Below are 21,473 nucleotides of genomic sequence, written 5' to 3'. Positions count from 1 at the left end.
ATGATCGTGGATCTCAGAACCTACACCCTCGGGATCGGCGCCGTGCCGGCCTTCCTGAAGCGCTATGCCCGCGAAGGCCTGCCGGTGCAGAAGCGCCACCTGGGTGCACCGGTGGGCTACTACACGACGGAAGTCGGTGTCCTCAGCCAGGTCGTCCACCTGTGGCAGTACGAGAGCATGGCCGACCGCGAGCAGCGGCGCAGCGCCCTCGAAGCGGATCCGCAGTGGCTCGCCTACAAGGGCAGGAGCCTGGCCGACGGGCACGTGGTGCGGCAGGAAATCACGCTCCTGAAGAGCGTCGATCTGGCCGCCCTGGCAGCGGAGCCGCCGCGATGACCGGTGCGCTGCGGATCCTCCAGCTCGGACGGCTGCCGCCCGGCCTCGAAGCGCAACTGCAGCAGGGCCATGACGTGCACCCCCTGTGGCGCGAGGCCGCCCCCGACGAATTCCTGGCCGCCCGCGGCGCCGAGTTCTCGGTGCTGGTGACCCATGCCACGGCCGGCGCCGATGCCGCATTGATGGATCGGCTGCCGCGCCTGCGGGCGATCTGCAGCCTGGGCGTCGGCACCGACGCGATCGACCTGGAGGCCGCCCGGGCCCGGGACGTGGTCGTCAGCAACACGCCCGAGGTGCTCAACGACTGCGTGGCCGACCTTGCCGTCGGCCTGCTGATCGATGTGGCGCGCGGCGTCTCGGCTGCGGACCGCCACGTGCGCCGCGGCGACTGGGTGGCCAAGGGGCCGCCCGCGCTGGGCGCGCGCTTCAGCGGCAAGCGGCTCGGCTTCCTGGGCATGGGGCGCATCGGGCAGGCGGTCGCCCGCCGCTGCGCCGGGTTCGACATGGACATCCGCTACCACGTGCGCTTCGCGTTGCCCGATGCGCCCTGGCGCCACGAGCCCTCGCTGGTCGCGCTCGCCACCTGGGCCGACTTTCTGGTGGTCGCCTGTTCCGGCGGCCCCGCCACCCATCACCTGGTCTCCGGCGAGGTGCTGCGGGCATTGGGACCGCGGTCTTTCCTCGTCAACATCGCCCGGGGTTCGGTGGTGGACGAGAAGGCGCTGGTCGAGGCCCTGGCATCCGGCCAACTCGGCGGCGCGGCGCTGGACGTGTTCGAACTGGAGCCGCACGTGCCTTCCGCCCTGCTGGCGATGGACAACGTCGTCGTGCTGCCGCACATCGCCAGCGGCACGGTGGAAACTCGGCAGGCGATGGCGGACCTCGTGCTGCGCAATGTCCGCCGCTTCGTGGAATCGGGCCGGCTGGAGACCGAGGTCAGGGCCTGAGCGTGCCTTCGGCATGGCGAGCGGGGGGCATTCTGCGGGCCGGAGCAGACGATTAGGGTTAACCCTTATAATCGAGTCCGACCCAGGAGAACCCTCGCCATGTCCATCACCCTCGCCAACGGTATTTCCATCGATGCACCCGGTTCCGCACCCGCGGCCCACCCCCTGTCGCGCGCGCTGGCCTTCGGCCTCCGGCTGCTGACCGGCTGGAAGGCGGCGGCCCCCGAAGCCCCGCTGTCGCGCAAGGCCGAAGCCGACGCGCTCCGCGAATGGGCCTCGACCTTCGCGCGCACTGACCGCAGCTTCTCGGACGACCTGTTCGCGGCCGCCGACCGCCACGAGCGCATCGCCCGCTAGCAAGGCACGGCGCCCGACGGGCGCCAGCGGGTCCGTGCATACTGCGCGCAGCCAGCGGCTTGCGCGCGACCTGATCGCGTGGGGCTGGCGCTTTCGGCCACTCGACAGGAAGACCCGACCATGACCCAGGCGCGCGCGGTGCAGCTGCACGAATTCGGTGGTCCCGAAGTGATGCGGGTCGAATCCATCGACGTTCCCGCTCCCGGTCCCGGCGAGGTGCAACTGCGCCAGACCGCCATCGGCTTCAACTACATCGATATCTACCAGCGATCCGGCAAGTACCCGCTGCAGGCGCCGACCGGCCTCGGCCACGAGGCGGCCGGTGTCGTCGAGGCGCTGGGCGAGGGTGTGGCCGAGCTGCAGCCGGGCGACCGCGTGGTCTACATGAACGCCGGCGCCGGCGCCTATGCGGAGCGCCGCAACGTGCCCGCGGCCAAGCTGGTGAAGATCCCTCCCGGCATCTCCGACGAGGATGCGGCGGCGGTGTTCTTCAAGGCCATGACCGCGCAGTACCTGCTCAAGCGGACGTACCCGGTGCAGCCCGGCGACGTCGTGCTGGTGCACGCAGCCGCCGGCGGCGTCGGCCAGATCCTCAGCGGCTGGGCCAGTGCGCTGGGCGCGACGGTCATCGGCACCGCGGGATCGGCCGCCAAGTGCGAGGTCGCGCGGGCCGCGGGCTGCGCCGCCGCGATCGATTACTCGCAACCCGACTGGGTCGCGCAGGTGATCGCGGCCACCGGCGGGCGCAAGGCGCGCGTGGTCTACGACTCGGTGGCCCGGCACACCTTCATGGGCTCGCTCGACTGCACCGCGCCCTTCGGGATGGTGGTGCTCTACGGCGCCGCTTCGGGTCCGGCACCGGCCATCGAGCCCGAGCTGCTGAACAAGAAGGGCTGCCTGTTCCTGACGCGGCCTTCGGTCTTTCCGCACAACGCCGACACGTCGACCTTTCGCGCCAACGCCGCCGACGTCTTCGACGCGATGGCCACCGGCGCGGTGCGCGCGAGCATCGGGGCACGCTTCGGGCTGGAGCAGGTGGCCGATGCGCACCGGCTGGCCGAGAACCGGGCCAGCACCGGCGCGATCGTGATGCTGCCCTGAGGCGGCGGGGTGCGTCCCGCCCCATTCGTTGATCTGTTTGCCAGATCACACTGATCGAAATTGTGCGGTTTTGCTTTTTAGCGCAACTGCCTACCATGGACGCGCGAGAAGAGCCGGCGCGAGCCCAGCGCCTGGTGTCACAACGCCAACGATGAGACCCGCCGTGTTCAAATTCCTATCCCGCGAGCCGCTTCACGATCCGCTGGCGTCGCCGACGCCGGTCGCAGAGACCGAAGTCAAGACCACCACCTGCTACATGTGCGCCTGCCGCTGCGGCATCCGCGTGCACCTGCGGGACGGCGAGGTGCGCTACATCGACGGCAATCCGGACCATCCGCTGAACCAGGGCGTGATCTGCGCCAAGGGTTCGGCGGGGATCATGAAGCAGGTCTCGCCGGCGCGGCTCACGCGTCCGCTGTTGCGCAAGGCCGGCAGCGAGCGCGGCGCCGGCGAGTTCGAGCCCATCAGCTGGGAGCGCGCGTTCGACATCCTGACCGAGCGGCTCTCGAAGATCCGTGCCACCGACCCGAAGAAGTTCGCGCTCTTCACCGGCCGCGACCAGATGCAGGCGCTCACCGGCCTGTTCGCACGCCAGTTCGGCACGCCCAACTATGCGGCGCATGGCGGCTTCTGCTCGGTCAACATGGCCGCCGGCATGATCTACACCATCGGCGGCAGCTTCTGGGAGTTCGGCGGCCCCGACCTCGACCGGGCCAAGCTGTTCGTGATGATCGGCACCGCCGAAGACCACCACAGCAATCCGATGAAGGTCGCGCTGTCGAAGTTCAAGCGCAACGGCGGCCGCTTCATCTCGATCAACCCGGTGCGCACCGGCTATTCGGCCATCGCCGACGAGTGGATCCCGATCAAGCCGGGCACCGACGGCGCGCTCTTCATGGCGTTGCTGCACGAGCTGATCGCGGGCGACCTGATCGACCACGCCTTCCTTCGGCGATTCACCAACGCGCCGCAGCTGGTGGTGCTGGACGAGGGCGAGCGCGAGGGCCTGTTCGCCTTCGACCCGGAGCGCGGACCGCCGGGCGACGGCCGCCATCCGCACAACAAGCTGGTGTGGGATGCGGCCGGCGGCTGCGTGCGGCCGGCCTATCCCGAAGGCATCGCCGACGGCTGCGAGCCGGCGCTCGAGGGTCGCTACACACTGGCCGACGGCACCCGGGTGGCGCCCTCGTTCCAGTTGCTGCGCGAGCGCGTCGCGGACTGCACGCCCGAATGGGCGGAAGCCATCACCGGCATCCCGGCCGCGCGCATCCGCCTGCTCGCGCGCGAGATGGGCGAGACGGCGCTGAAGCAGGCCTTCGAACTGCCGATCCCGTGGACCGACGCCTGGGGCAAGAAGCATCCGACCACGCAGGGACGCCCGGTGGCTTTCCATGCGATGCGCGGACTGGCGGCGCATTCCAACGGCTTTCAGACGGTGCGCGCGCTGGCGGTGCTGATGAGCGTGCTGGGCACCATCGACGCGCCCGGGGGCTTTCGCCACAAGGCGCCGTACCCGCGCCACATCGTGCCCAACTACCGGGCCTTCAATTCGCCCGAAATGATCCAGCCCGACACGCCGCTCAACGCGGCGCCGCTGGGCTTTCCGGCCGGTCCCGACGAACTGGCCATCAACCCCGACGGCTCGCCGATCCGCATCGACCACGCTTTCTCGTGGGAGCATCCGCTGTCGGCCCACGGCTTGATGCACAACGTCATCACCAACGCGGTGAAGGGCGATCCGTACCGCATCGACACGCTGCTGATCTTCATGGCCAACATGGCGTGGAACTCGAGCATGAACACCATGGGCGTGCGCGAGATGCTCAACCGCAAGGACGAGAAGGGCGAGTACATGATTCCCTTCCTGGCGGTGTGCGATGCCTTCCAGAGCGAGACCGTGGCCTTCGCCGACCTCGTGCTGCCCGACACCACCTACCTCGAGCGCCACGACGTGATGGGCATGCTCGACCGGCCGATCTCCGAGTTCGACGGGCCGGTGGACTCGGTGCGGGTCCCGGTCGTGCCGCCGACCGGCGAATGCAAGCCGTTCCAGGAGGTGCTGATCGAGCTGGCCTCGCGGCTCAAGTTTCCGGCCTTCACCACGCCCGAAGGCGGGCGCAAGTTCAGCGGCTATCCCGACTTCGTCGTCAATTTCCAGCCGGCGCCCGGGATCGGCTTCCTGATGGGATGGCGCGGCAAGGACGGCACCGAACACCTCAAGGGCGAGCCCAACCCGAAGCAGTGGGAGGCCTATGCGAAGAACAATTGCGTGTTCCGCTACCACATGCCGCAGACCATGCACTACATGCGCAACTGGAACCGGGAGTACCTGGACTTCGCCATGGACAAGGGCTGGCGGCAACGCAACGACCCGGTGCAGCTCGCCTTGTATTCCGACACCCTGCAGAGCTTCAGGCTGGCGGCCCAGGGCAAGACGAAGGGCCGCCGGCCGCCCGAGGAACTGCGCGAGCGCATCGACACCTACTTCGACCCGCTGCCGTTCTGGTATCCGCCGCTGGAAGACGGCGTGACTGATCGCGAGGCCTACCCGCTCAACGCGCTGACCCAGCGCCCGATGGCGATGTACCACTCGTGGGATTCGCAGAATGCGTGGCTGAGGCAGATCCACAGCCACAACTACCTGCACGTCAATCCGGCCACCGCGAAGGCGGCCGGCATCGAGGACGGCGGCTGGTGCTGGGTCGAAAGCCAGTGGGGCAAGGTGCGCTGCATGCTGCGCTACAGCGAGACGGTCGAGCCCGGCACCGTCTGGACCTGGAACGCGATCGGCAAGGCCGACGGCGCCTGGCAGCTGGCGCCTGGCGCGGACGAGGCGCGCAAGGGCTTCCTGCTCAATCACCTGATCACCGAGGAGCTGCCCTTTGCCAATTCGCATGGCGGCACCACCATCAGCAACTCCGACCCGATCACGGGCCAGGCCGGCTGGTACGACGTGCGCGTGCGGATACGGCCCGCCGATCCGGGGGATCCGAAGGAGAGCTTCCCGCAGATGGCGAGCATGCCGTCCACGCCGGGCGTGGTGGGCAAGGCCGCGAGCGTGCTGACCTATTTCGCGGGGCGCCTGAAATGATCCAGTGGCTCAAGGACCTGATGAAGGGCGCCGCGCAGCCGATGGCGCTGGTGGAGGAGGGCGTGCGGCCCGTGTCGATCTCGCGCGGCGGCGAGGTGCGCGTGCGCGCCGACCAGGGCGAGACGCTGGCCAGGCAACTGGCGCTGGTGATCGACCTCAATGTGTGCGTCGGCTGCCACGCCTGCGTGACCTCCTGCAAGCAATGGAACACCTCCGGCAGCGCCGGCCCGCTGGCCGACGAGAAGCCCTACGGCGCCGATCCGACCGGCACCTTCTTCAATCGCGTCCAGACCTACGAGGCCGGCGCGTACCCGGTTACCGAGACCATCCACTTCCCCAAGAGCTGCCTGCATTGCGAGGATCCGCCGTGCGTGCCCGTGTGCCCGACGGGCGCCAGCTACAAGCGCAAGGAGGACGGCATCGTGCTGGTCGACTACGACAAGTGCATCGGCTGCAAGTACTGCGCCTGGGCCTGCCCCTACGGCGCGCGCGAACTCGACGAGGAGCGCCAGGTCATGACCAAGTGCACGCTGTGCGTCGACCGCATCTACGACGAGAAGCTGCCCAAGGAAGATCGCAAGCCCGCCTGCGTCAAGGCCTGCCCGACCGGCGCGCGCATCTTCGGCGACGTGAAGGATCCGAATTCCGAGGCATCGATCGCGATCCGCGAGCRTGGCGGCTATTCGCTGATGCCCGAGTGGGAGACTCGGCCGGCCAACCAGTACCTGCCGCGGCGGGTGACCGAGGTCGCGGGTGGCGCGTCGAAGGTGCAGCCGACCCTCGGAGGACCGCTGTGAATCCGGCCTTCTCCGTCGTCATCTTCACTGTCGTTGCCGGTGCCGCGCAGGGCATGGTGGTCGCGCTGGCGCTGGCCCGCCTGGCGGGCCTGGCGCTCGCGCCCTCGTTCCTGTCCACGGCGCTGCTCGTGGCCGAGGCCCWGCTGCTGATCGGCCTCGGCGCCTCCTTCGCCCATCTGGGCCGGCCCGGGCGGGCGTGGCGCGCCGTCCTGATGTGGCGCACCTCCTGGCTCTCGCGCGAGGTGATCGTGCTTCCCGCTTTCATCGGCATCGTCGGGCTCTGGTGGCTGGCGCTGTACCGCGGCATCGACAACAGCATGCTGCTGCCCGCCGCGGCGATCGTCGCGGCGGCGCTGCTCTGGTATTGCACCGCGATGATCTACGCCTGCCTGCGCTTCATCGAGGAGTGGGCGCAGCCGCTGACCCTCGTGAACTTCGCGCTCACCGGCCTGTCGTCCGGCCTGGTCCTGACCTGCGCGCTCGCCGTCCTGGCGGGGCAGCCGCAACTGCTCCAGGCCTTCGGCCCGGCGGCCGCGGCCGTGACCGCCGTGGCCGGCATCACGCGCTCGCTGGCGCTGCGCCGCAACGCCCTGCTGAAGCACAAGTCGACCCTGCAGTCCGCCACCGGCATCCGCGCGCCACAGCTGGCGCAGACGTCGATGGGCATGTCGGCCGGTTCATTCAACACGCGGGAGTTCTTTCATCGCGCCGGACCGGCATCGATGAAGCACCTGAAGCGGGCGCTGATCGTGCTCGGCTTCGCCGTGCCGGCGGTGTTGCTGCTGTGGGGCCTCGCGGCGGCGTCGGGCATGGCCTTCGTGCTGGCCTGGGCGGTGCAGCTTCCGGGGCTCGTCGCGGACCGGTGGATGTTCTTTGCGCAGGCCAGGCATCCGCAAAACCTCTACTACCAGGTCGTCTCATGAATCCGTCACCTGCGCCGGCGCCGTCGCGCGGACGCTGCCCGGGAGGATGCGCAATAATCCACGCCATGCATCTCGCGAAAAGCGCATCCTGGCGCGACCTGCCATGAGTTCCAGCGTACCCACGCCGAGTGAAYTCGCCCCCATCGACGACGACGAACTCGTGCGCCTCGCCGTGAGTTGGCGCGCGCAAGCCTCGCGTGGCGACCGCGATGCCTTCGGCGTCGCCCACGCGCTCGAGGTCGAGTGCCGGCGTCGCCTGCGCACCAGCCAACTGCACCAGTTGCCGCCCGAACCGCCGCCGCCGGCGCGCCCCTGGTGGAAGTTCTGGAGCGACAAGGCCGTCCCGCTCTCCGTTCGCTGAGTCCGGCGCCGGGCGGCGGTCGCGCTCAGGCGCCGCGCACCATCGACAGCACCTGCCGGGCGTCCAGCGTCCGGGCCTTGTCCTGCATGGCCGGCAGGTAGCGTGCCTGCAGGCCTTGTGCCTCCTGCATCACGCCCGCGTAGGCGTCCTTGAGCATCTGCGTCGACAGCTTGCGCCCGCCTGCGTAGTAGCGCTTGGCGACATGGCCCAGCGCGTAGGTGGTGGCAAAGCTCATGCCGGAGCTCACGGCCTGTTTGCCGAGTCCGCCGAGCAGGCCGCCGCCGACCTTGCCCAGCAGGCCGCCGAGCAGCTTGCGGCCGGCCTGCTCGAGGTACTGGGAGGTCAGGCCGACGCCGACCGTGGCGATGAAGTCCTTCACGTGGCCGCTGTCCAGCTCGAAGCCGTAGGCCTTGCCGATCCGATAGACCAGCTTCATCTGCAGCGGAATGATCGCCATGGTCGAGAGCGTCTCGGGCAGCAGCTCGAGCGCGCCGTTCAGGATCGCGGCGTTGAGGATCGCCGGGTCGAGTTCGGCCTGGTCGGGCGCGACGGCGGCCGCGGGCGCGCCCGCCGAAGCCAGCGGCACGGCCGCGATCGCCTGCGCCTGCGCGGTGAACTGGCTTGCGGCCGCCGCATCGAGCCCGAGCGAGGTGCGCAGGTCGGCAAGGAAGGCGCGCTCGGCCTCCGAGTGCGCGCCATCGGCGTCGCACACGCAGACCGCCATCTCGTAGGCCAGCTGCCTGGCGCCGCTGCTGCCGAGCTGCGCGCCGGCCTCGGCCATCGAGACGCGCTTCATCAGTACGTCCTGGTAGAGCGTGGGCAGATGCAGGCCATCGCTTTGCGAGAGGCCTTCCGCGATGCGCTTGATCTCCTCGCGTTCGCGCTCGTGCTTCTCGCCGTCGACGAAGGCCGCCATCAGGCTCAGCGTGACGATGGCGCGGGATTCTTGTGGCGAGATGTTCATTCCTCGCGGCCTCCACCCAGGCCGAGCAGCATCAGCAGCGACTGGAACACGTTGTACAGGCTCAGGTAGACGCCGAGCGTGGCCGTGATGTAGTTGGTCTCGTGGCCATCCTTCACGCGCTTCAGGTCGTGCAGGATGAAGGCCGAGAAGATGCCGATGGCCAGCACCGCGAGCGTGATCATCAGGGCGCCCGACTGGATGAAGAAGTTGGCGATGCCCGCGACCAGCAGCAGGATGGCGCCGATGAAGAGCCACTTGCCCATCGCCGACAGGTCGCGCTTGATGATCGACGACAGGCTGGCCATGCCGAGGAAGATCGCGCCGGTGCCCGCGAAGGCGGTCATCACGAGGCTGGCGCCGTTCTGCATGCCGAGCACCACGCCCAGCATGCGCGACAGCATCAGGCCCATGAAGAAGGTGAAGCCCAGCAGCACCGGCACGCCGGCGGCCGAGTTCTTGGTCTTCTCGATCGCGAACATGAAACCGAAGGCGCCGGCCAGGAAGACCATCATCGAGATGCCGGGCGACATCGCGCGTGCAAGGCCGGTCGACAGGCCGAGCCAGGCGCCCAGCACCGTCGGCACCATCGAGAGGGCCAGAAGCCAGTAGGTGTTGCGCAGCACCTGATTGCGTTCGGCAACGGCCGCAGAACCCGCATGCGGGGAGCCGTAGACCTGGATGTTCTCGTTCATGAATGTCCTTGTGGGTTGAGAAACCGCGCGTGTGCACGCGCATGGGGCCCACTCTAGACTGCGATAGCTTTCGGGAAAAGTCGAATTTTTGACACCATTCATTCGAGTTTTACGTAGTATCGTGTGCTGAGAATGAACTTCAAGCACCTGCATTACTTCTGGGCCGCCGCCAAGGCCGGCGGCATCGTGCGCGCCAGTGAGCAGCTGCACATCACGCCGCAGACGCTGTCGGGCCAGATCAAGCTGCTCGAAGAAAGCCTGGGCTGCAGCCTGTTCCAGAAGCGCGGCCGCGGGCTCGAGCTGACGCCCGAGGGCCGCACCGCGTTGAGCTATGCCGACCAGATCTTCGCGCTCGGCTCCGAACTCGAGGCCGCGCTCGGCAGCCGCGGGGAGGGCGCCCGCGCGCTCGACTTCCGGGTCGGCATCGCCGACGCCGTGCCGAAGTCGATCGCCTACCGGCTGCTCGAACCGGCGCTCGGCATCCCGGAGCCGGTGCGGCTGATCTGCCACGAGGGCAATTTCCGCGACCTGCTCGGCCAGCTCTCGGTGCAGCGCATCGACCTCGTGATCGCCGACGAGCCGATGGGCCGCCAGATCGGCGTCAAGGCCTTCAACCACACGCTGGGCACCACCGCCATGAGCTTTTTCGCCACCGCGGCGCTGAAGCAGACGCTCCAGGGCGAGTTCCCGGCCTGCCTCGACCGTGCGCCGATGCTGATCCAGGGCGCGTCCTCGGCGGCGCGGCAGCGGCTCGACCTGTGGCTGGCGGAGCACCGGCTCAGGCCGCGGCCGATCGGCGAGTTCGACGATGCCGCGCTGCTGAAGGCCTTCGGCGGCGAGGGCCGCGGCGTCTTCATGACGCCCACGGTGCTCGAGGAGGAGACCTGCGCGCAGTACGGGGTCGAGGTCATCGGCCGCGCCGCCGAGCTGATCGAGGAGTTCTTCGCGATCTCGGTCGAGCGCCGCATCACCCATCCCTGCGTGGTCGCCATCACGAGGGCGGCGCGCGGGCGCTTCCATCGGGGCCGCAGCTCCGCATAATCGGCCGTCTCTCCAAGGACCCCCATGAACGCACATCCGGCCGACCGGCCCCGGGTTCCCCAGCCGCCGCTGAAGCCGATCGTCGGCAATCTCGGCGAGCTCGATTCGAAGGCGCCGATCCAGAGCATGATGCGGCTGGCCGGCATCTACGGGCCGATCTTCAAGCTCACGCTGCTGGGCCGCGACGTCTACGTGGTGAGTTCGCAGGCGCTGGTCAACGAGCTCTGCGACGAAACGCGTTTCGTCAAGCGCGTGCACGGCCCGCTGCAGGAGATCCGCGCCTTCGCCGGCGACGGCCTCTTCACCGCCTACAACAGCGAGCCCAACTGGGCCAAGGCGCACCGGCTCCTGATGCCGGCCTTCGGCCCGCTGGGCGTGCGCTCGATGTTCGACCGCATGGTCGACATCGCGCACCAGATGTTCGTCAAATGGGAGCGCTTCGGCCCGTCGGCGGTCGTCGACGTGGCCGACAACATGACGCGGCTGACGCTCGACACCATCGCGCTGTGCGCCTTCGACTACCGCTTCAACAGCTTCTACCAGAACGAGATGCATCCCTTCGTCGCGGCGATGGTCGACGCGCTCGAGGAGGCCGGCCAGCGCGGCCGGCGGCCCGCGATGGTGTCCAACCTGATGGTCGGCACCCGGCGCCGCTACGAGGCCGACCAGCAGATGCTGGCGCGCGTGGCCGAGCAGCTGATCGCCGAGCGCCGCAGCGACCCGCAGGGCGCGGGCAAGGACGACCTGCTCAACGTGATGCTCAACGGGGTCGACCCGGTGAGCGGCGAGAAGCTGTCGGACGAGAACATCCGCTTCCAGATGGTCACCTTCCTGATCGCCGGCCACGAGACCACCAGCGGCCTGCTGTCCTTCGCCTGCTACCTGCTGCTGAAGAACCCCGAGGCGATGCTGAAGGCGCGCGCCATCGTCGACGAGGTGCTCGGCGAGCAGATGCCGAGGGTCGAGCATCTCGCGCAGCTGCGCTACATCGAGCAGATCCTGATGGAGTCGCTGCGCCTGTGGCCGACCGCGCCGGCCTTCGGCGTCAAGCCGGTCGCCGACACGGTGCTGGCGGGCCGCTATCCGCTCACGACCCGGGACACCTTGCTGGTGCTGCAGCCGGCGCTGCATCGCGACCCGGCCGTGTGGGGCGAGGACGCCGAGGCCTTCCGCCCCGAGCGCTTCGAGCCCGACACGGCCGAGAAGCTGCCGCCCAATGCCTGGAAGCCCTTCGGCAACGGCGCCCGGGCCTGCATCGGCCGGCCGTTTGCGATGCAGGAGGCGCAGCTGGTGATCGCGATGCTGCTGCAGCGTTTCGACATCGTGATGGACGATCCGTCCTACCAGCTCGAGATCGCCGAAACGCTGACCATCAAGCCGCACGGCCTGAAGATCCGCGCCCGCAGCCGGGGGGGTGCCAATGGCTTCGCGCTGCGCAGCGCCATTCCGTCGGTGCCGCAGCGGCTGGTGAAGGAGCCGGTGGACGAGGTCGCGCTGCCGCCCGACGCACCGACGCTGCTGGTGCTGTACGGCAGCAACACCGGCTCCTGCGAGATGTTCGCCCGCCGCATTGCGGCCGAAGCGCCGCGGCAGGGTTACGCCGCCACGGTCGCCACGCTCGACGAGTACGCAGGGGCATTGAAGGGCGGCACGCCGGTGGTGGTGGTCACGGCCTCCTACGAGGGCCAGGCGCCGGACAACGCGAAGAAGTTCCTGTCATGGCTGGAGGGCTGCGCGCCGGGCACGCTGGACGGCGTCCGCTTCGCGCTGCTGGGCTGCGGCAACCGGCAATGGGCGCGGACCTACCAGGCGGTGCCCAAGCGGGTCGACGCCGCGCTCGCCGCGGCCGGTGCCGTGCGCCTGCGGCCGCGCGGCGAGGCCGATGCCGGCGGCGATTTCTTCGGCGCTTTCGAGGAGTGGTCCGGCGCGCTGTGGGACGACCCGGGCGTGGCGCTCGGGCGCACGGTGGCCGACAAGCCATCGGCGCCGAGCTTCGATGTGGAGGTCCTCAAGTCGGCCCGCGAGCGCGCGCTGGCACTCAACGAACTCGAACTCGGCACCGTGGTCGAGAACCGCCAGCTGGTGAACATGGGCGCCGCCGGTGCGCGCTCCAAGCGCCATCTGCAGATCGCGCTGCCGGCCGGCATGCGCTACCGCAGCGGCGACTACCTCGCAGTGCTGCCGCGCAACCCGGACGCCAGCGTGGCGCGCGCGCTGGCGCGCTTCGGCCTCGCCGGCGACACGCAGATCGTGATCCGCAAGCAGGCCGGCACCGCTTCCGCGCTGCCCGGCGACTACCCGATCGGCGCCGCCGAGGTGCTGGCGGGCTATGTCGAGCTGGCGCAGCCCGCGACCCGCGCGCAGGTCGGCCAGCTCGCCGAGGCGACGCCGTGCCCGCCCGAGCGCCAGGCGCTCGAACGCTTGGCTGGCGAGCAGGCGTATGCCGACGAAGTGCTGGCAAGGCGCGTCAGCGTGCTCGACCTGCTCGAGCGCACGCCGTCCTGCGGCATCGGACTGGCAGRCTTTCTCGGCATGCTGCCCACGCTCAGGGCGCGCCAGTACTCGATCTCCTCGTCACCGCTCGCCGATGAGGCCGAGGCCAGCCTGACCTTCGCGGTGGTCGATGCGCCCGCGCTGTCGGGGCAGGGCGAATTCCAGGGCGTGGCCTCGACCTACCTGGCGCGCCTGCAGGCCGGCGACCGGGTGTCGGTCGCGGTGCGGCCCTCGCAATCCGGCTTCCGTCCGCCGGCCGATCCGAAGACCCCGATCGTGATGGTGTGCGCCGGCACCGGCGTCGCGCCCTTTCGCGGCTTCCTGCAGGAGCGCGCCTGGCAGAAGGCGGCCGGCCGCGAGGTCGGCCCGGCGCTGCTCTTCTTCGGCATCGACGATCCGGAGGTCGACTACCTGTACCGCGAGGAGTTCGCGGCCTGGGAGGCGGCGGGCGTGGTCGAGCTGCGGGCTGCATTCTCGGCCCGGCCCGAGGGCGATGTCATGTTCGTGCAACACCGCGTCTGGCAGGACCGGGCCGACATCGGCGCGTTCTTTCGCCAGGGCGCGCAGTTCTATGTCTGCGGCGACGGCAGGCACATGGCGCCGGCGGTGCGCGAGACCTTCATCCACATCTACCAGCGCGCGACCGGCAGCGACGATGCCGCGGCCGAGGCCTGGGTCGACCGCATGGAGCACGAGCACGGGCGCTACGTGTCGGATGTGTTTGCTTGAGTGACGACCTGGGCCGTGTCGCGCAATAGTGCAAATGCACTATTCGGGCGACCGGGCGGAGCCGCGAGACTGTGGCCCAGATTTCTCGGTCGACCCATGCTCACTCTCAGTCGGAAAGAAAAGATCCTTCGCAAAGCCGGYATCACGGTGCCGCCGTTTCCGGCCCGCCGCCTGCCGCTGCAGGAGCGTCACTTGCACATGCGCGCCAGGGTGCCGCAGGAGGAGCGGGACGCCGACGCCGAGCAGCGCGCCGCGGTGCAGGCGTGGAAGCAGACGGTCAATGCGCTGCACGCCGCGCACGTGGAAGGTCGGTTCAGACCAGGGCGCCAGGGATCGTCATGATGTCCCAGGCGCCGCCGAAGCCGCTCGGCGTCGGGCGTTCGACCACGGGCTGGAAGCTGGCCAGCACCTGGCTGCCTGCCGCCTGCGCGGCCTGATAGGAAGGCAGCGGGCCGCTGGCCGAATCGATCACCTGACAGGGGCCCAGCCGCAGCCAGCCGCCGGGTCGGACGATCAGCCAGTAATAGTGGCCGGCGATGGGTTCTTCGATGACGAGGCTCAGGTCAGGCTTCATGTGCTGCGAGTTCAAACTCATGTGCTGAGCCGGCATTGAATCGAAGGCGCGCGGGCGCGCCAAGGAAATAGATCACGCCGGGGAACCCTATTTGCCCCGATCCCGGCCGGACGGGGCCCCCGCCGTCCGGAGGACAATCGGGGAATCTCCCGCTCGAACCCTGAAAACCCGAACATGCCCCCACTCGACGACCCCTTCCACGATGCCGAGGTCGGCTCCCGCGACAGCACGCTCGATACCACCCGGATCGACGACGTGCGCATCGGCGCGGTCCGCCCGCTCATGACCCCCGCGCTGCTGCAGGAGCGCGTGCCGGTGCGCGACAACACGCTGGCGCTGGTGGAAAGCAGCCGCGCCGCGATCGCCGACGTGCTGCACGGCCGCGACGACCGCCTGGTGGTGGTGGTCGGGCCCTGCTCGATCCACGACCACGACCAGGCGATCGAGTACGCGCAGCGCCTGAAGTCGGTCGCCGACCGGCTGCAGGACGACCTGCTGATCGTGATGCGCGCCTACTTCGAGAAGCCGCGCACCACCGTGGGCTGGAAGGGCTACATCAACGATCCGCACCTCGACGGCAGCTTCGCGATCAACGAAGGGCTGGAGCGCGCACGGCGCCTGCTGCTGGAGCTGACCACGCTGGGGCTGCCGACCGGCACCGAGTTCCTCGACCTGCTGAGCCCGCAGTTCATCGCCGACCTGATCGCCTGGGGCGCCATCGGCGCGCGCACCACCGAGAGCCAGAGCCATCGGCAGCTGGCCTCGGGCCTGAGTTGCCCGGTCGGCTTCAAGAACGGCACCGACGGCAGCGTCAAGGTCGCGGCCGACGCGATCCTCGCGGCCCGTGCGCCGCACGCCTTCATGGGCATGACCAAGATGGGCATGGCGGCGATCTTCGAGACCCGTGGCAACGACGACTGCCACGTCATCCTGCGCGGCGGCAAGGCGCCCAACTATTCCGCCGCGGACGTGGCGGCGAGCTGCGACGCGCTGGCCGCCAACGGCCTCAGGCCGCAGGTGATGATCGACGTCTCGCATGGCAACAGCAGCAAGCAGCACCAGCGCCAGATCGTGGTCGCGGCCGAGGTGGCGGCGCAGATCGCGGCCGGCGAAGCGCGCATCACCGGCGTGATGATCGAGAGCCACCTCGAGGAGGGGCGGCAGGACCTGTTGCCGGGGGTGGCGCTCAGGCACGGCGTCTCGATCACCGATGCCTGCATCGGCTTCGCGCAGACGGTGCCGGTGCTCGAGGGGCTGGCCTCCGCGGTCAAGGCGCGGCGGCGTCTGGCGACGGCGTGATGGGCGCGCGGGCTGCCTTGTCCCCGGTGCTCCAGGTCCGGAATCTGCGCTTCGCCTACCCGGGGCAGCCGCCGCTGGCGTTCGGCTGGACCGGTGCCATCGGCCCGGGCGTGACGCTGTTGCATGGCGACACGGGCAGCGGCAAGTCGACCCTGCTGCGCGTGATGGCCGGGGCTCTGGCCGCTGACGGCGAGTTGGCGCTGGTGGGTGCGCGCCTCGACGAAGACGCGCGGGCCTACGGGAGCGGCGTCTTCTTCGTCGATCCGGCCACCGACGCATTCGATCCGCTCACCGTGCGCGCCTGCACGGCCGCGCTGCGCGTCGGCGACGCGCGCTTCGACGAGGCCGCGTGGCAGTCGCTGGCCGACGGCTTCGGGCTGGCGCCGCATCTCGACAAGTCGATGTACATGCTGTCCACCGGGTCGAAGCGCAAGGTCTGGCTGGCCGCCGCGCTGGCTTCCGGACGGCCGCTGATCCTGCTCGACGAACCGACCGGCGGACTCGACGCCGCATCGATCCGCTGCCTCTGGCGCGCCCTGGCCGAGAAGGCGCGGGGCTCGCTGCAGGCCGTGGTGGTGGCCAGCGGCGAGCGCACTGAGATGCCTGGGCTGGCCGCGACCCTCGAGCTGCCGCTGCGCTGAGGCCGGCGGCCGGGCCGCCAGCGCGGCGAAGTCCGCGCTTCGCACGGACGGGCGGCCTGCTGCTGCCCCCTCGGGGGCAGCGACGACACGGAGTGTGGAACGTGGGGGTCCGTGTTATGCCAGAAGGGAGGGCTGCGGCTCGGTCCTCGGCTCGACATCCAGCAGCGTGCCGCGGCAGTTCGCTGCGCCGCAATGGCAGGGATAGTCGGACGGTGCCGAGCCGTCGTCGGCCGTGAGGCCGTAGTCGATGAAAAGCTCGTCGCCGGCCTCGACCGGCACCAGCGTCTGGAACCTGAGCTCCAGCCGGCCGGCGGCGTCGTACTCCTCGACCGCCTCGCAGTTCGGGTCGCAGGAATGGTTGAGGTGGCGGGTGGCGTTGCCGCCCTTGCCGGCGTCGATGATTTCCTCGTTGGAGAGCTTGAACAGATAGGTCAGCTGGCCGTCCCATTTCCGGCCGGCGACCTGCTCGGCCGTGTAGCGGCGGCCTTCGTAGAGACCCAGCAGGGCGTGGGCGGGCAGCGGCCGGGTGGCGAACGCGCCCAGCCCGTGAACGCCGCTGGGCGACACCCGCAGGCAGGGGGTGGAGGAATCGGATCTTCTGGCGGCGGTCATGGCAGGGAGGAAACGGAATGCGGGGAGGCGAACGAGGCGCCCAGGAGGTGGCCATCGCGGGCGCGCAGGCGGGCGGGCTCGCATCGTACATCGGCCGCGGAGGCCGCTCCTGGTGCCCATGCGGGGCATTGGCGATAGGAAAAAGACCCGGCACTCCGACTAAGCTATAGCCTTGTTCCAAACAACGCGGTGATTCCCATGACTTCGACATACGCCCAAATCCAGAAGAAGATCGCCCTGCTGCAGCGACAGGCTGACTCGCTGCGCGAGAAAGAAGTCGCTGGTGTGATCGAGCGCATCAAGGTGGCGATTGCGCACTATGGCTTGACTGCACAGCACCTGGGCTTCGGGGCCGATACAGCGCGAGCGCGACCCGGCGCCGTAGCTCGTAGGAAGGTGGCCGTCGCGGCGACGGCCAAGTACAGCGACGGTGCCGGCAACGGCTGGTCGGGCCGCGGACCTCGCCCGCGTTGGCTGCGCGAAGCGCTGGCGGCCGGAAAATCGCTCGACGACTTCAGGGTTGGCGCTGCGCCCCGGAAGGCGTCGCGTCCCGCCAAGAATGCGGCTCGGCAGCAGCGGCGTCCATCGAGCGCGCTGTACCGCGACGACGCGGGCCATTCGTGGACCGGTCGCGGTCCGCAGCCTCGTTGGCTCAAGGAAGCTCTGGCGCAAGGCAAGACCCTGAGCGATCTGACGGCCAGTTGACGGGCCCGCGGGCGCGAGCCGGGCGTGCGCCGGCTTGCCGGCCGCGGCGGAGGCGAGGTCGGCCGATCAGGGCGTCGGCATTGAACGGTTCCGTGCATTTGTACGCAATTCGCGAGATACCTCAGGCTGTAGTCCATTCGGCCTCATTGCGACCCCTCGACAATCGCGCCAAGCCTCGCTCTCCACGCATGAAAGCATCTCTCTTCCTCGGAACGCTGAATCGAATCCGCAGTCGCCTTCGGCGCCTGGTCGGCCGGCCGATGCGCCCGATGCCGCGTGCGGTGGCGTCCGTGCCCCTGCCCGTGGCGCCGTTCCCCCGGGTCGCGGCGCCGAGGCCGATTCAGGACGCCCCCCAGTTGACGACGCCGGCCGCCGCGCCGATGCGGGCTGTGGCCGTGGCGGTGCGATCCGAGCCCGCGGCGGTCCAGGTGCAAGTCCAGGCCACGGCCGCAGCTCAGCCCCCCGCGCGGACGATGCGTTCGCTCGAGGAGGTCCGGGCCGATCTGGCCCGGCTGCGCCAAAGCGCGAAGGAGCGCCATGCACGGGCCTTGGTGCCGGTCCGGCGCGACATCAGTTTCGAGCCGACCGACTTCATGGACTTCGCCAAGCCGGCCGAAGCGCCCGAGGAGTCCTTCGAAGCGACGGCGTTCCTGGACTTCACCACCCTGAAGCCACGCGCCGGGCACTGAGGCCTGTTCACAGGCCCTGATCATCCGGCCGTGCGGCGCGCCTTCAATCGGCCTTCAGGATGGTCTCGCCCTTGATCGGACCCCAGTCGCGGATGTTGTGGCGCCTCCGCTTCCAGCCGGCATAGGTGCGCCGCAGGTTCACGACCGAAATGAAGTAGTACAGCACCTTGAACATCCGGAGCGAGCGCCGGTAGGCCGCTCCGTGATGGATGTCGGCCGCCAGCAGCGACATCAGGCCCTGCTTGGCCTTGAAGAGGTTGTTGGGGTGCATGAACATGTCGCGGATCGTCGGATTGGTGACCCGGTAGATGAACCATGAATAGTCCCGCGGCCCCACACGCATGCGCTTTTCCAATGCCTTGCGCGCGGCCGGCAACTCGGCCGGCCGGTCGAGCGCCGTCGCCACCAGGTCGGCGCCGTCGAAGGCGCTTTGCATCGCGAGGAACACGCCCGACGAGAACATCGGGTCGATGAAGGTGAAGGCGTCGCCGACCATCAGGTAGCGCTCGCCGGTGCCATGGGTGCTCGAATAGGAGAAATTGCCTGTCGCGTGCACCACGTCATCGATCAGCGTGGCGTCCTTCAGCCGGTCGTGCAGCTCGGGGCACAGCGCGATGGTGTCGCGGAAGTACTCCCTCAGCGGCTTGTCGCGCGCCTTCAGATAGTAGGCCCAGCACACCGCGCCGACGCTGGTGCTGCCGTCGGCCAGCGGAATGAACCAGAACCAGCCATGCTCGAACCAGCAGATGCTGATGTTCCCCTCGCGCCGGCCCTCGAGCCGCCGCGCATTGCGGAAGTGACCGAACAGCGCCGTGCTGTTGTGCTCCGGATTCCTTTTCCTGGACCCGAACTTGCTCGCCAGCAGCGTGTCGCGGCCACTGGCATCGACCACRAAGCGCACACGCCAGCGGCGAGCGCTGCCGTCGTCCAGCGYCGCGTGTACTGTCGCACCCGCGTCGTCGAAGTCCACCTGCCGTACCTTCGCCCCCTCGATCGTCAACGCGCCCTCGCGGGCGGCGTGGCGGAACAGCAGTTCGTCCAGTTCCGAGCGTCGAACCTGCCAGGCCGATTCCTTGGATGGGTCCCAGCCCTCGGAAAAATCCACATAGCTGCGGTAGTCGAGGTCCGGCGGAACGAACTCGATGCCGAACTTGGGCATGCCGATCTTCTCGACCTGATCGAGCACCCCGAGCCTTCTGAACAGYTCGACGTTGCCCGGCAGCAGCGACTCGCCGATGTGGAAGCGCGGGTGATGCTCCTTCTCCAGCAGCACCACGCGCCGCCCTTCGCGCGCGAGCAGCGTGGCGATGGTCGAGCCGGCCGGTCCGCCGCCGATGACCAGGACATCGCATTCGTGGGCTGCTTCCATGGGTTCGATATTCCTTTTCCAGATTGAYCCGAACGGGGCCCGCATTGTGCCTTCGGCAAGGCGCCGAGATCCCGGGGCGCGAATGACTAAGATGGCGGCCCCGAACTGTGAGAGGACATGTGGAATGAAGACCGGACCGATGCTGATGAGGCTGGCGGCAGGGGTTGTTGTCGCGGGTGCCGTGGGCGCCGCGGGTGCCGCCGAGCCGCTCCGCGGCCCGGCCACGGCGTCGCCGGGTGCGCCCGCAGCGATCGAGGGGCCGACCTGGCGCCTCACCGACGTCCGGGGATTCGACGCCGCGGCACTCCCCGCCGGACCGCGATCGGTCACGGCGCGCTTCAAGGGGGGCCGGGTCGACGGCTTCTCGGGCTGCAACCGGTATTTCGGCTCCTACACCTTCAAGCAAGACCGGCYGGTCATCGGCCCGCTGGCCGGGTCCATGATGGCCTGCGATGAGGCGTCGATGGCGGTCGAGACGGCAGTGAAGCGGGCGCTGTCGGGCGCATTTCGCCCTGTGCTCGCCGAAGATCGTCTGAGCCTGCTGGCCGATGGCGGCGAGGCCGTGCTCGCCTTCAAGGCGGAGCCTGTGCCGGTGCTCGCCGGACTGCGGTCGAACATCACCGGCTTCAACAACGGCCGGCAGGCGGTCGTGAGTCCGCTGCTCGGCACCACGCTCTCGCTGTCGTTCGGCGACGGCATCGTGAAGGGCTTCGGCGGCTGCAACACGTTCCGCGCCAGCTACACCACCGACGGCGACCGCATTGCCGTGGGGCCCGTGGCCGCCACCCGCAGGGCCTGCCCCGCGGAGGGCGTGATGCAGCAGGAGAGGGAGTTCATCGCGGCCCTGAAGTCGACCACGACCTGGGCCTTCAGCGGCGCATTCCTCGACATGCACCGCCCCGACGGCGCGCGCACGCTGATCGGCAGCCGCGAGGCCGACTAGCTCACCATCCGGACTGCTGTTGCCTGCCGCCCCTGATGTTCCCGGCGACACCGCCAGCGAGGCCGCCGATCGCCGCTCCCGTCCAGGCGTCGCCGCCGGAGATCGCCGCGATGCCAGCCCCGCCCGCGGCACCCATGGCGGCGCCGCTCATCGTTCCCTGCTGCCGCGGGGTCATGTCCGTGCAGCTCGCCGTGAGCGTCATGGCCGCAACGATCAACACCCATTCCAGTCGTTTCATGTTCGATCTCCCTCACTTGTTCTTTTGCAGGCCGGGCAGAACCGTCTCGAACCACAAGGTATCCAGCACCGGCCGCTTCAGCTTGGCCGGATTGGCCGCGTACCAGCGGTCGAGGCCTTCGCGAACGGAGTCCAGTGTCTGGCCCTGCATGCCCTTGGCCATGCGCGGCACGAAGTTCTGGGCGTCCGTCGGCGGGTTCTCCGCGAAGTAGGCGGTCTGGACCTGGACCAGGTTGGCGATGCCGATGAGGTACGCCTTCTTCACGGCCTCGCTCGAGGTGGTCCATTGCTCGCCCGTGACCAGCGGAAGCTCGGCGGCCCGGGCCGGGATCGCGGCCATCGCCAGCGTCATGCACGCCGCGATCACGGCGGTGCGCATCTGCAGTTTCATTGTCATCGCCTTCTCCATCGATAAGTCGTTTGCATCGAGTCGCCGGTGGATATTGAGCGTGGCTTGCGGCGTATGTCAAACACATCGAAGACGGGCCCGCGGGCGCGATGTGCTCAGACGCGCACGCGCAGCCGCATGCGAAGACCGATCGGGGTCATCGTGAAGGCGAGTTGCTCGCGCG

At 69.2% G+C, this 21,473-nt stretch carries 23 protein-coding genes; 16 read left to right on the top strand and 7 right to left on the bottom strand.

Features of this window, described 5'->3' with window-relative positions; translation table 11 throughout:
- From AC1D2K_RS01130 to AC1D2K_RS01095, 8 genes are all read left to right on the top strand, one after another.
- Positions 1-336 (top strand): NIPSNAP family protein, encoded by a 336-nt coding sequence (locus AC1D2K_RS01130; RefSeq protein WP_478085626.1) that lies wholly within the window; start codon positions 1-3, stop codon positions 334-336.
- Positions 333-1,283 carry a 2-hydroxyacid dehydrogenase gene (locus AC1D2K_RS01125; RefSeq protein ID WP_478085625.1) on the top strand — a complete coding sequence of 317 codons (951 nt, stop codon included), beginning with the start codon at positions 333-335 and terminating at the stop codon, positions 1,281-1,283. The genes AC1D2K_RS01130 and AC1D2K_RS01125 overlap by 4 nt, the downstream gene beginning before the upstream one ends.
- A 99-nt stretch (positions 1,284-1,382) precedes the next feature.
- Positions 1,383-1,640, top strand: coding sequence for a hypothetical protein (locus tag AC1D2K_RS01120; RefSeq protein ID WP_478085623.1), 258 nt, complete (start codon positions 1,383-1,385; stop codon positions 1,638-1,640).
- Between the two features lie 120 nt (positions 1,641-1,760).
- Positions 1,761-2,741, top strand: a complete 981-nt coding sequence (locus AC1D2K_RS01115) for a quinone oxidoreductase family protein (RefSeq protein WP_478085622.1) — start codon at positions 1,761-1,763, stop codon at positions 2,739-2,741.
- A gap of 163 nt (positions 2,742-2,904) precedes the next feature.
- Entirely contained in the window at positions 2,905-5,832 is a 2,928-nt protein-coding gene (locus AC1D2K_RS01110; protein WP_478085620.1) for a molybdopterin oxidoreductase family protein, read from the top strand.
- Positions 5,829-6,629 (top strand): 4Fe-4S dicluster domain-containing protein, encoded by an 801-nt coding sequence (locus AC1D2K_RS01105; protein WP_478085618.1) that lies wholly within the window; start codon positions 5,829-5,831, stop codon positions 6,627-6,629. Before AC1D2K_RS01110 ends, AC1D2K_RS01105 begins: the two co-directional genes overlap by 4 nt.
- Positions 6,626-7,552 (top strand): dimethyl sulfoxide reductase anchor subunit family protein, encoded by a 927-nt coding sequence (locus AC1D2K_RS01100; RefSeq protein WP_478085617.1) that lies wholly within the window; start codon positions 6,626-6,628, stop codon positions 7,550-7,552. Before AC1D2K_RS01105 ends, AC1D2K_RS01100 begins: the two co-directional genes overlap by 4 nt.
- Before the next feature lie 103 nt (positions 7,553-7,655).
- Positions 7,656-7,913: a hypothetical protein gene (locus AC1D2K_RS01095; protein ID WP_478085616.1), complete on the top strand. Its 258-nt coding sequence runs from the start codon at positions 7,656-7,658 to the stop codon at positions 7,911-7,913.
- Between the two features lie 25 nt (positions 7,914-7,938).
- Here AC1D2K_RS01095 and AC1D2K_RS01090 read toward each other — a convergent pair whose 3' ends face one another.
- Complete coding sequence (locus tag AC1D2K_RS01090; RefSeq protein ID WP_478085686.1) at positions 7,939-8,871, bottom strand: TerB family tellurite resistance protein; 933 nt, start codon at positions 8,869-8,871, stop codon at positions 7,939-7,941.
- Between the two features lie 2 nt (positions 8,872-8,873).
- A complete protein-coding gene (locus AC1D2K_RS01085; RefSeq protein ID WP_478085615.1) occupies positions 8,874-9,569 on the bottom strand; it encodes a Bax inhibitor-1 family protein in 696 nt (231 codons plus the stop codon).
- 132 nt (positions 9,570-9,701) lie between these two features.
- Here AC1D2K_RS01085 and nhaR point away from each other — a divergent pair, with 132 nt between their 5' ends.
- The 3 genes from nhaR to AC1D2K_RS01070 all read left to right on the top strand — a co-directional run bounded on the left by nhaR (position 9,702) and on the right by AC1D2K_RS01070 (position 14,174).
- Positions 9,702-10,610 (top strand): transcriptional activator NhaR, encoded by a 909-nt coding sequence (nhaR, locus tag AC1D2K_RS01080; RefSeq protein WP_478085613.1) that lies wholly within the window; start codon positions 9,702-9,704, stop codon positions 10,608-10,610.
- Between the two features lie 24 nt (positions 10,611-10,634).
- Positions 10,635-13,832 carry a bifunctional cytochrome P450/NADPH--P450 reductase gene (locus AC1D2K_RS01075; protein WP_478085612.1) on the top strand — a complete coding sequence of 1,066 codons (3,198 nt, stop codon included), beginning with the start codon at positions 10,635-10,637 and terminating at the stop codon, positions 13,830-13,832.
- A gap of 96 nt (positions 13,833-13,928) precedes the next feature.
- Complete coding sequence (locus tag AC1D2K_RS01070; RefSeq protein WP_478085611.1) at positions 13,929-14,174, top strand: hypothetical protein; 246 nt, start codon at positions 13,929-13,931, stop codon at positions 14,172-14,174.
- Here AC1D2K_RS01070 and AC1D2K_RS01065 read toward each other — a convergent pair.
- Positions 14,146-14,427 (bottom strand): hypothetical protein, encoded by a 282-nt coding sequence (locus AC1D2K_RS01065; protein WP_478085610.1) that lies wholly within the window; start codon positions 14,425-14,427, stop codon positions 14,146-14,148. The two genes, AC1D2K_RS01070 and AC1D2K_RS01065, sit on opposite strands and share 29 nt — an antisense overlap.
- Positions 14,428-14,580: 153 nt before the next feature.
- Here AC1D2K_RS01065 and AC1D2K_RS01060 point away from each other — a divergent pair, with 153 nt between their 5' ends.
- Positions 14,581-15,705 (top strand): 3-deoxy-7-phosphoheptulonate synthase, encoded by a 1,125-nt coding sequence (locus AC1D2K_RS01060; protein WP_478085608.1) that lies wholly within the window; start codon positions 14,581-14,583, stop codon positions 15,703-15,705.
- A gap of 26 nt (positions 15,706-15,731) precedes the next feature.
- Positions 15,732-16,346 carry an ABC transporter ATP-binding protein gene (locus AC1D2K_RS01055; RefSeq protein WP_478085685.1) on the top strand — a complete coding sequence of 205 codons (615 nt, stop codon included), beginning with the start codon at positions 15,732-15,734 and terminating at the stop codon, positions 16,344-16,346.
- Positions 16,347-16,460: 114 nt separating this feature from the next.
- On the opposite strand, the gene AC1D2K_RS01050 is transcribed toward AC1D2K_RS01055, so the two are convergent.
- Positions 16,461-16,958, bottom strand: a complete 498-nt coding sequence (locus tag AC1D2K_RS01050) for an SET domain-containing protein (RefSeq protein ID WP_478085606.1) — start codon at positions 16,956-16,958, stop codon at positions 16,461-16,463.
- A 198-nt stretch (positions 16,959-17,156) separates the two neighbouring features.
- On the opposite strand from AC1D2K_RS01050, the gene AC1D2K_RS01045 reads away from it, so the two are divergent.
- Positions 17,157-17,663, top strand: coding sequence for an H-NS family nucleoid-associated regulatory protein (locus AC1D2K_RS01045; protein WP_478085604.1), 507 nt, complete (start codon positions 17,157-17,159; stop codon positions 17,661-17,663).
- Positions 17,664-17,851: 188 nt separating this feature from the next.
- Positions 17,852-18,352, top strand: coding sequence for a hypothetical protein (locus tag AC1D2K_RS01040; protein ID WP_478085603.1), 501 nt, complete (start codon positions 17,852-17,854; stop codon positions 18,350-18,352).
- Positions 18,353-18,395: 43 nt separating this feature from the next.
- Here the strand turns inward: AC1D2K_RS01040 and AC1D2K_RS01035 are convergent, their stop codons facing one another.
- The gene (locus tag AC1D2K_RS01035) at positions 18,396-19,721 is read right to left on the bottom strand and encodes an NAD(P)/FAD-dependent oxidoreductase (protein WP_478085601.1); all 1,326 of its coding nucleotides are present in this window, start codon (positions 19,719-19,721) and stop codon (positions 18,396-18,398) included.
- A gap of 124 nt (positions 19,722-19,845) precedes the next feature.
- On the opposite strand from AC1D2K_RS01035, the gene AC1D2K_RS01030 reads away from it, so the two are divergent.
- Entirely contained in the window at positions 19,846-20,664 is an 819-nt protein-coding gene (locus AC1D2K_RS01030; protein ID WP_478085600.1) for an META domain-containing protein, read from the top strand.
- 1 nt (position 20,665) lies between these two features.
- On the opposite strand, the gene AC1D2K_RS01025 is transcribed toward AC1D2K_RS01030, so the two are convergent.
- Together AC1D2K_RS01025 and AC1D2K_RS01020 are read right to left on the bottom strand one after the other, a co-directional pair.
- Positions 20,666-20,902, bottom strand: a complete 237-nt coding sequence (locus AC1D2K_RS01025; protein ID WP_478085598.1) for a hypothetical protein — start codon at positions 20,900-20,902, stop codon at positions 20,666-20,668.
- Between the two features lie 12 nt (positions 20,903-20,914).
- Positions 20,915-21,298: a hypothetical protein gene (locus tag AC1D2K_RS01020; RefSeq protein ID WP_478085597.1), complete on the bottom strand. Its 384-nt coding sequence runs from the start codon at positions 21,296-21,298 to the stop codon at positions 20,915-20,917.
- Positions 21,299-21,473 lie beyond the last annotated feature (175 nt).

It is taken from the genome of Variovorax sp. P1_H12_2 (genome assembly GCF_056405335.1).
Note: the sequence above shows the minus strand (reverse complement) of the source record. Positions and strands in the feature narration are given on the sequence as shown.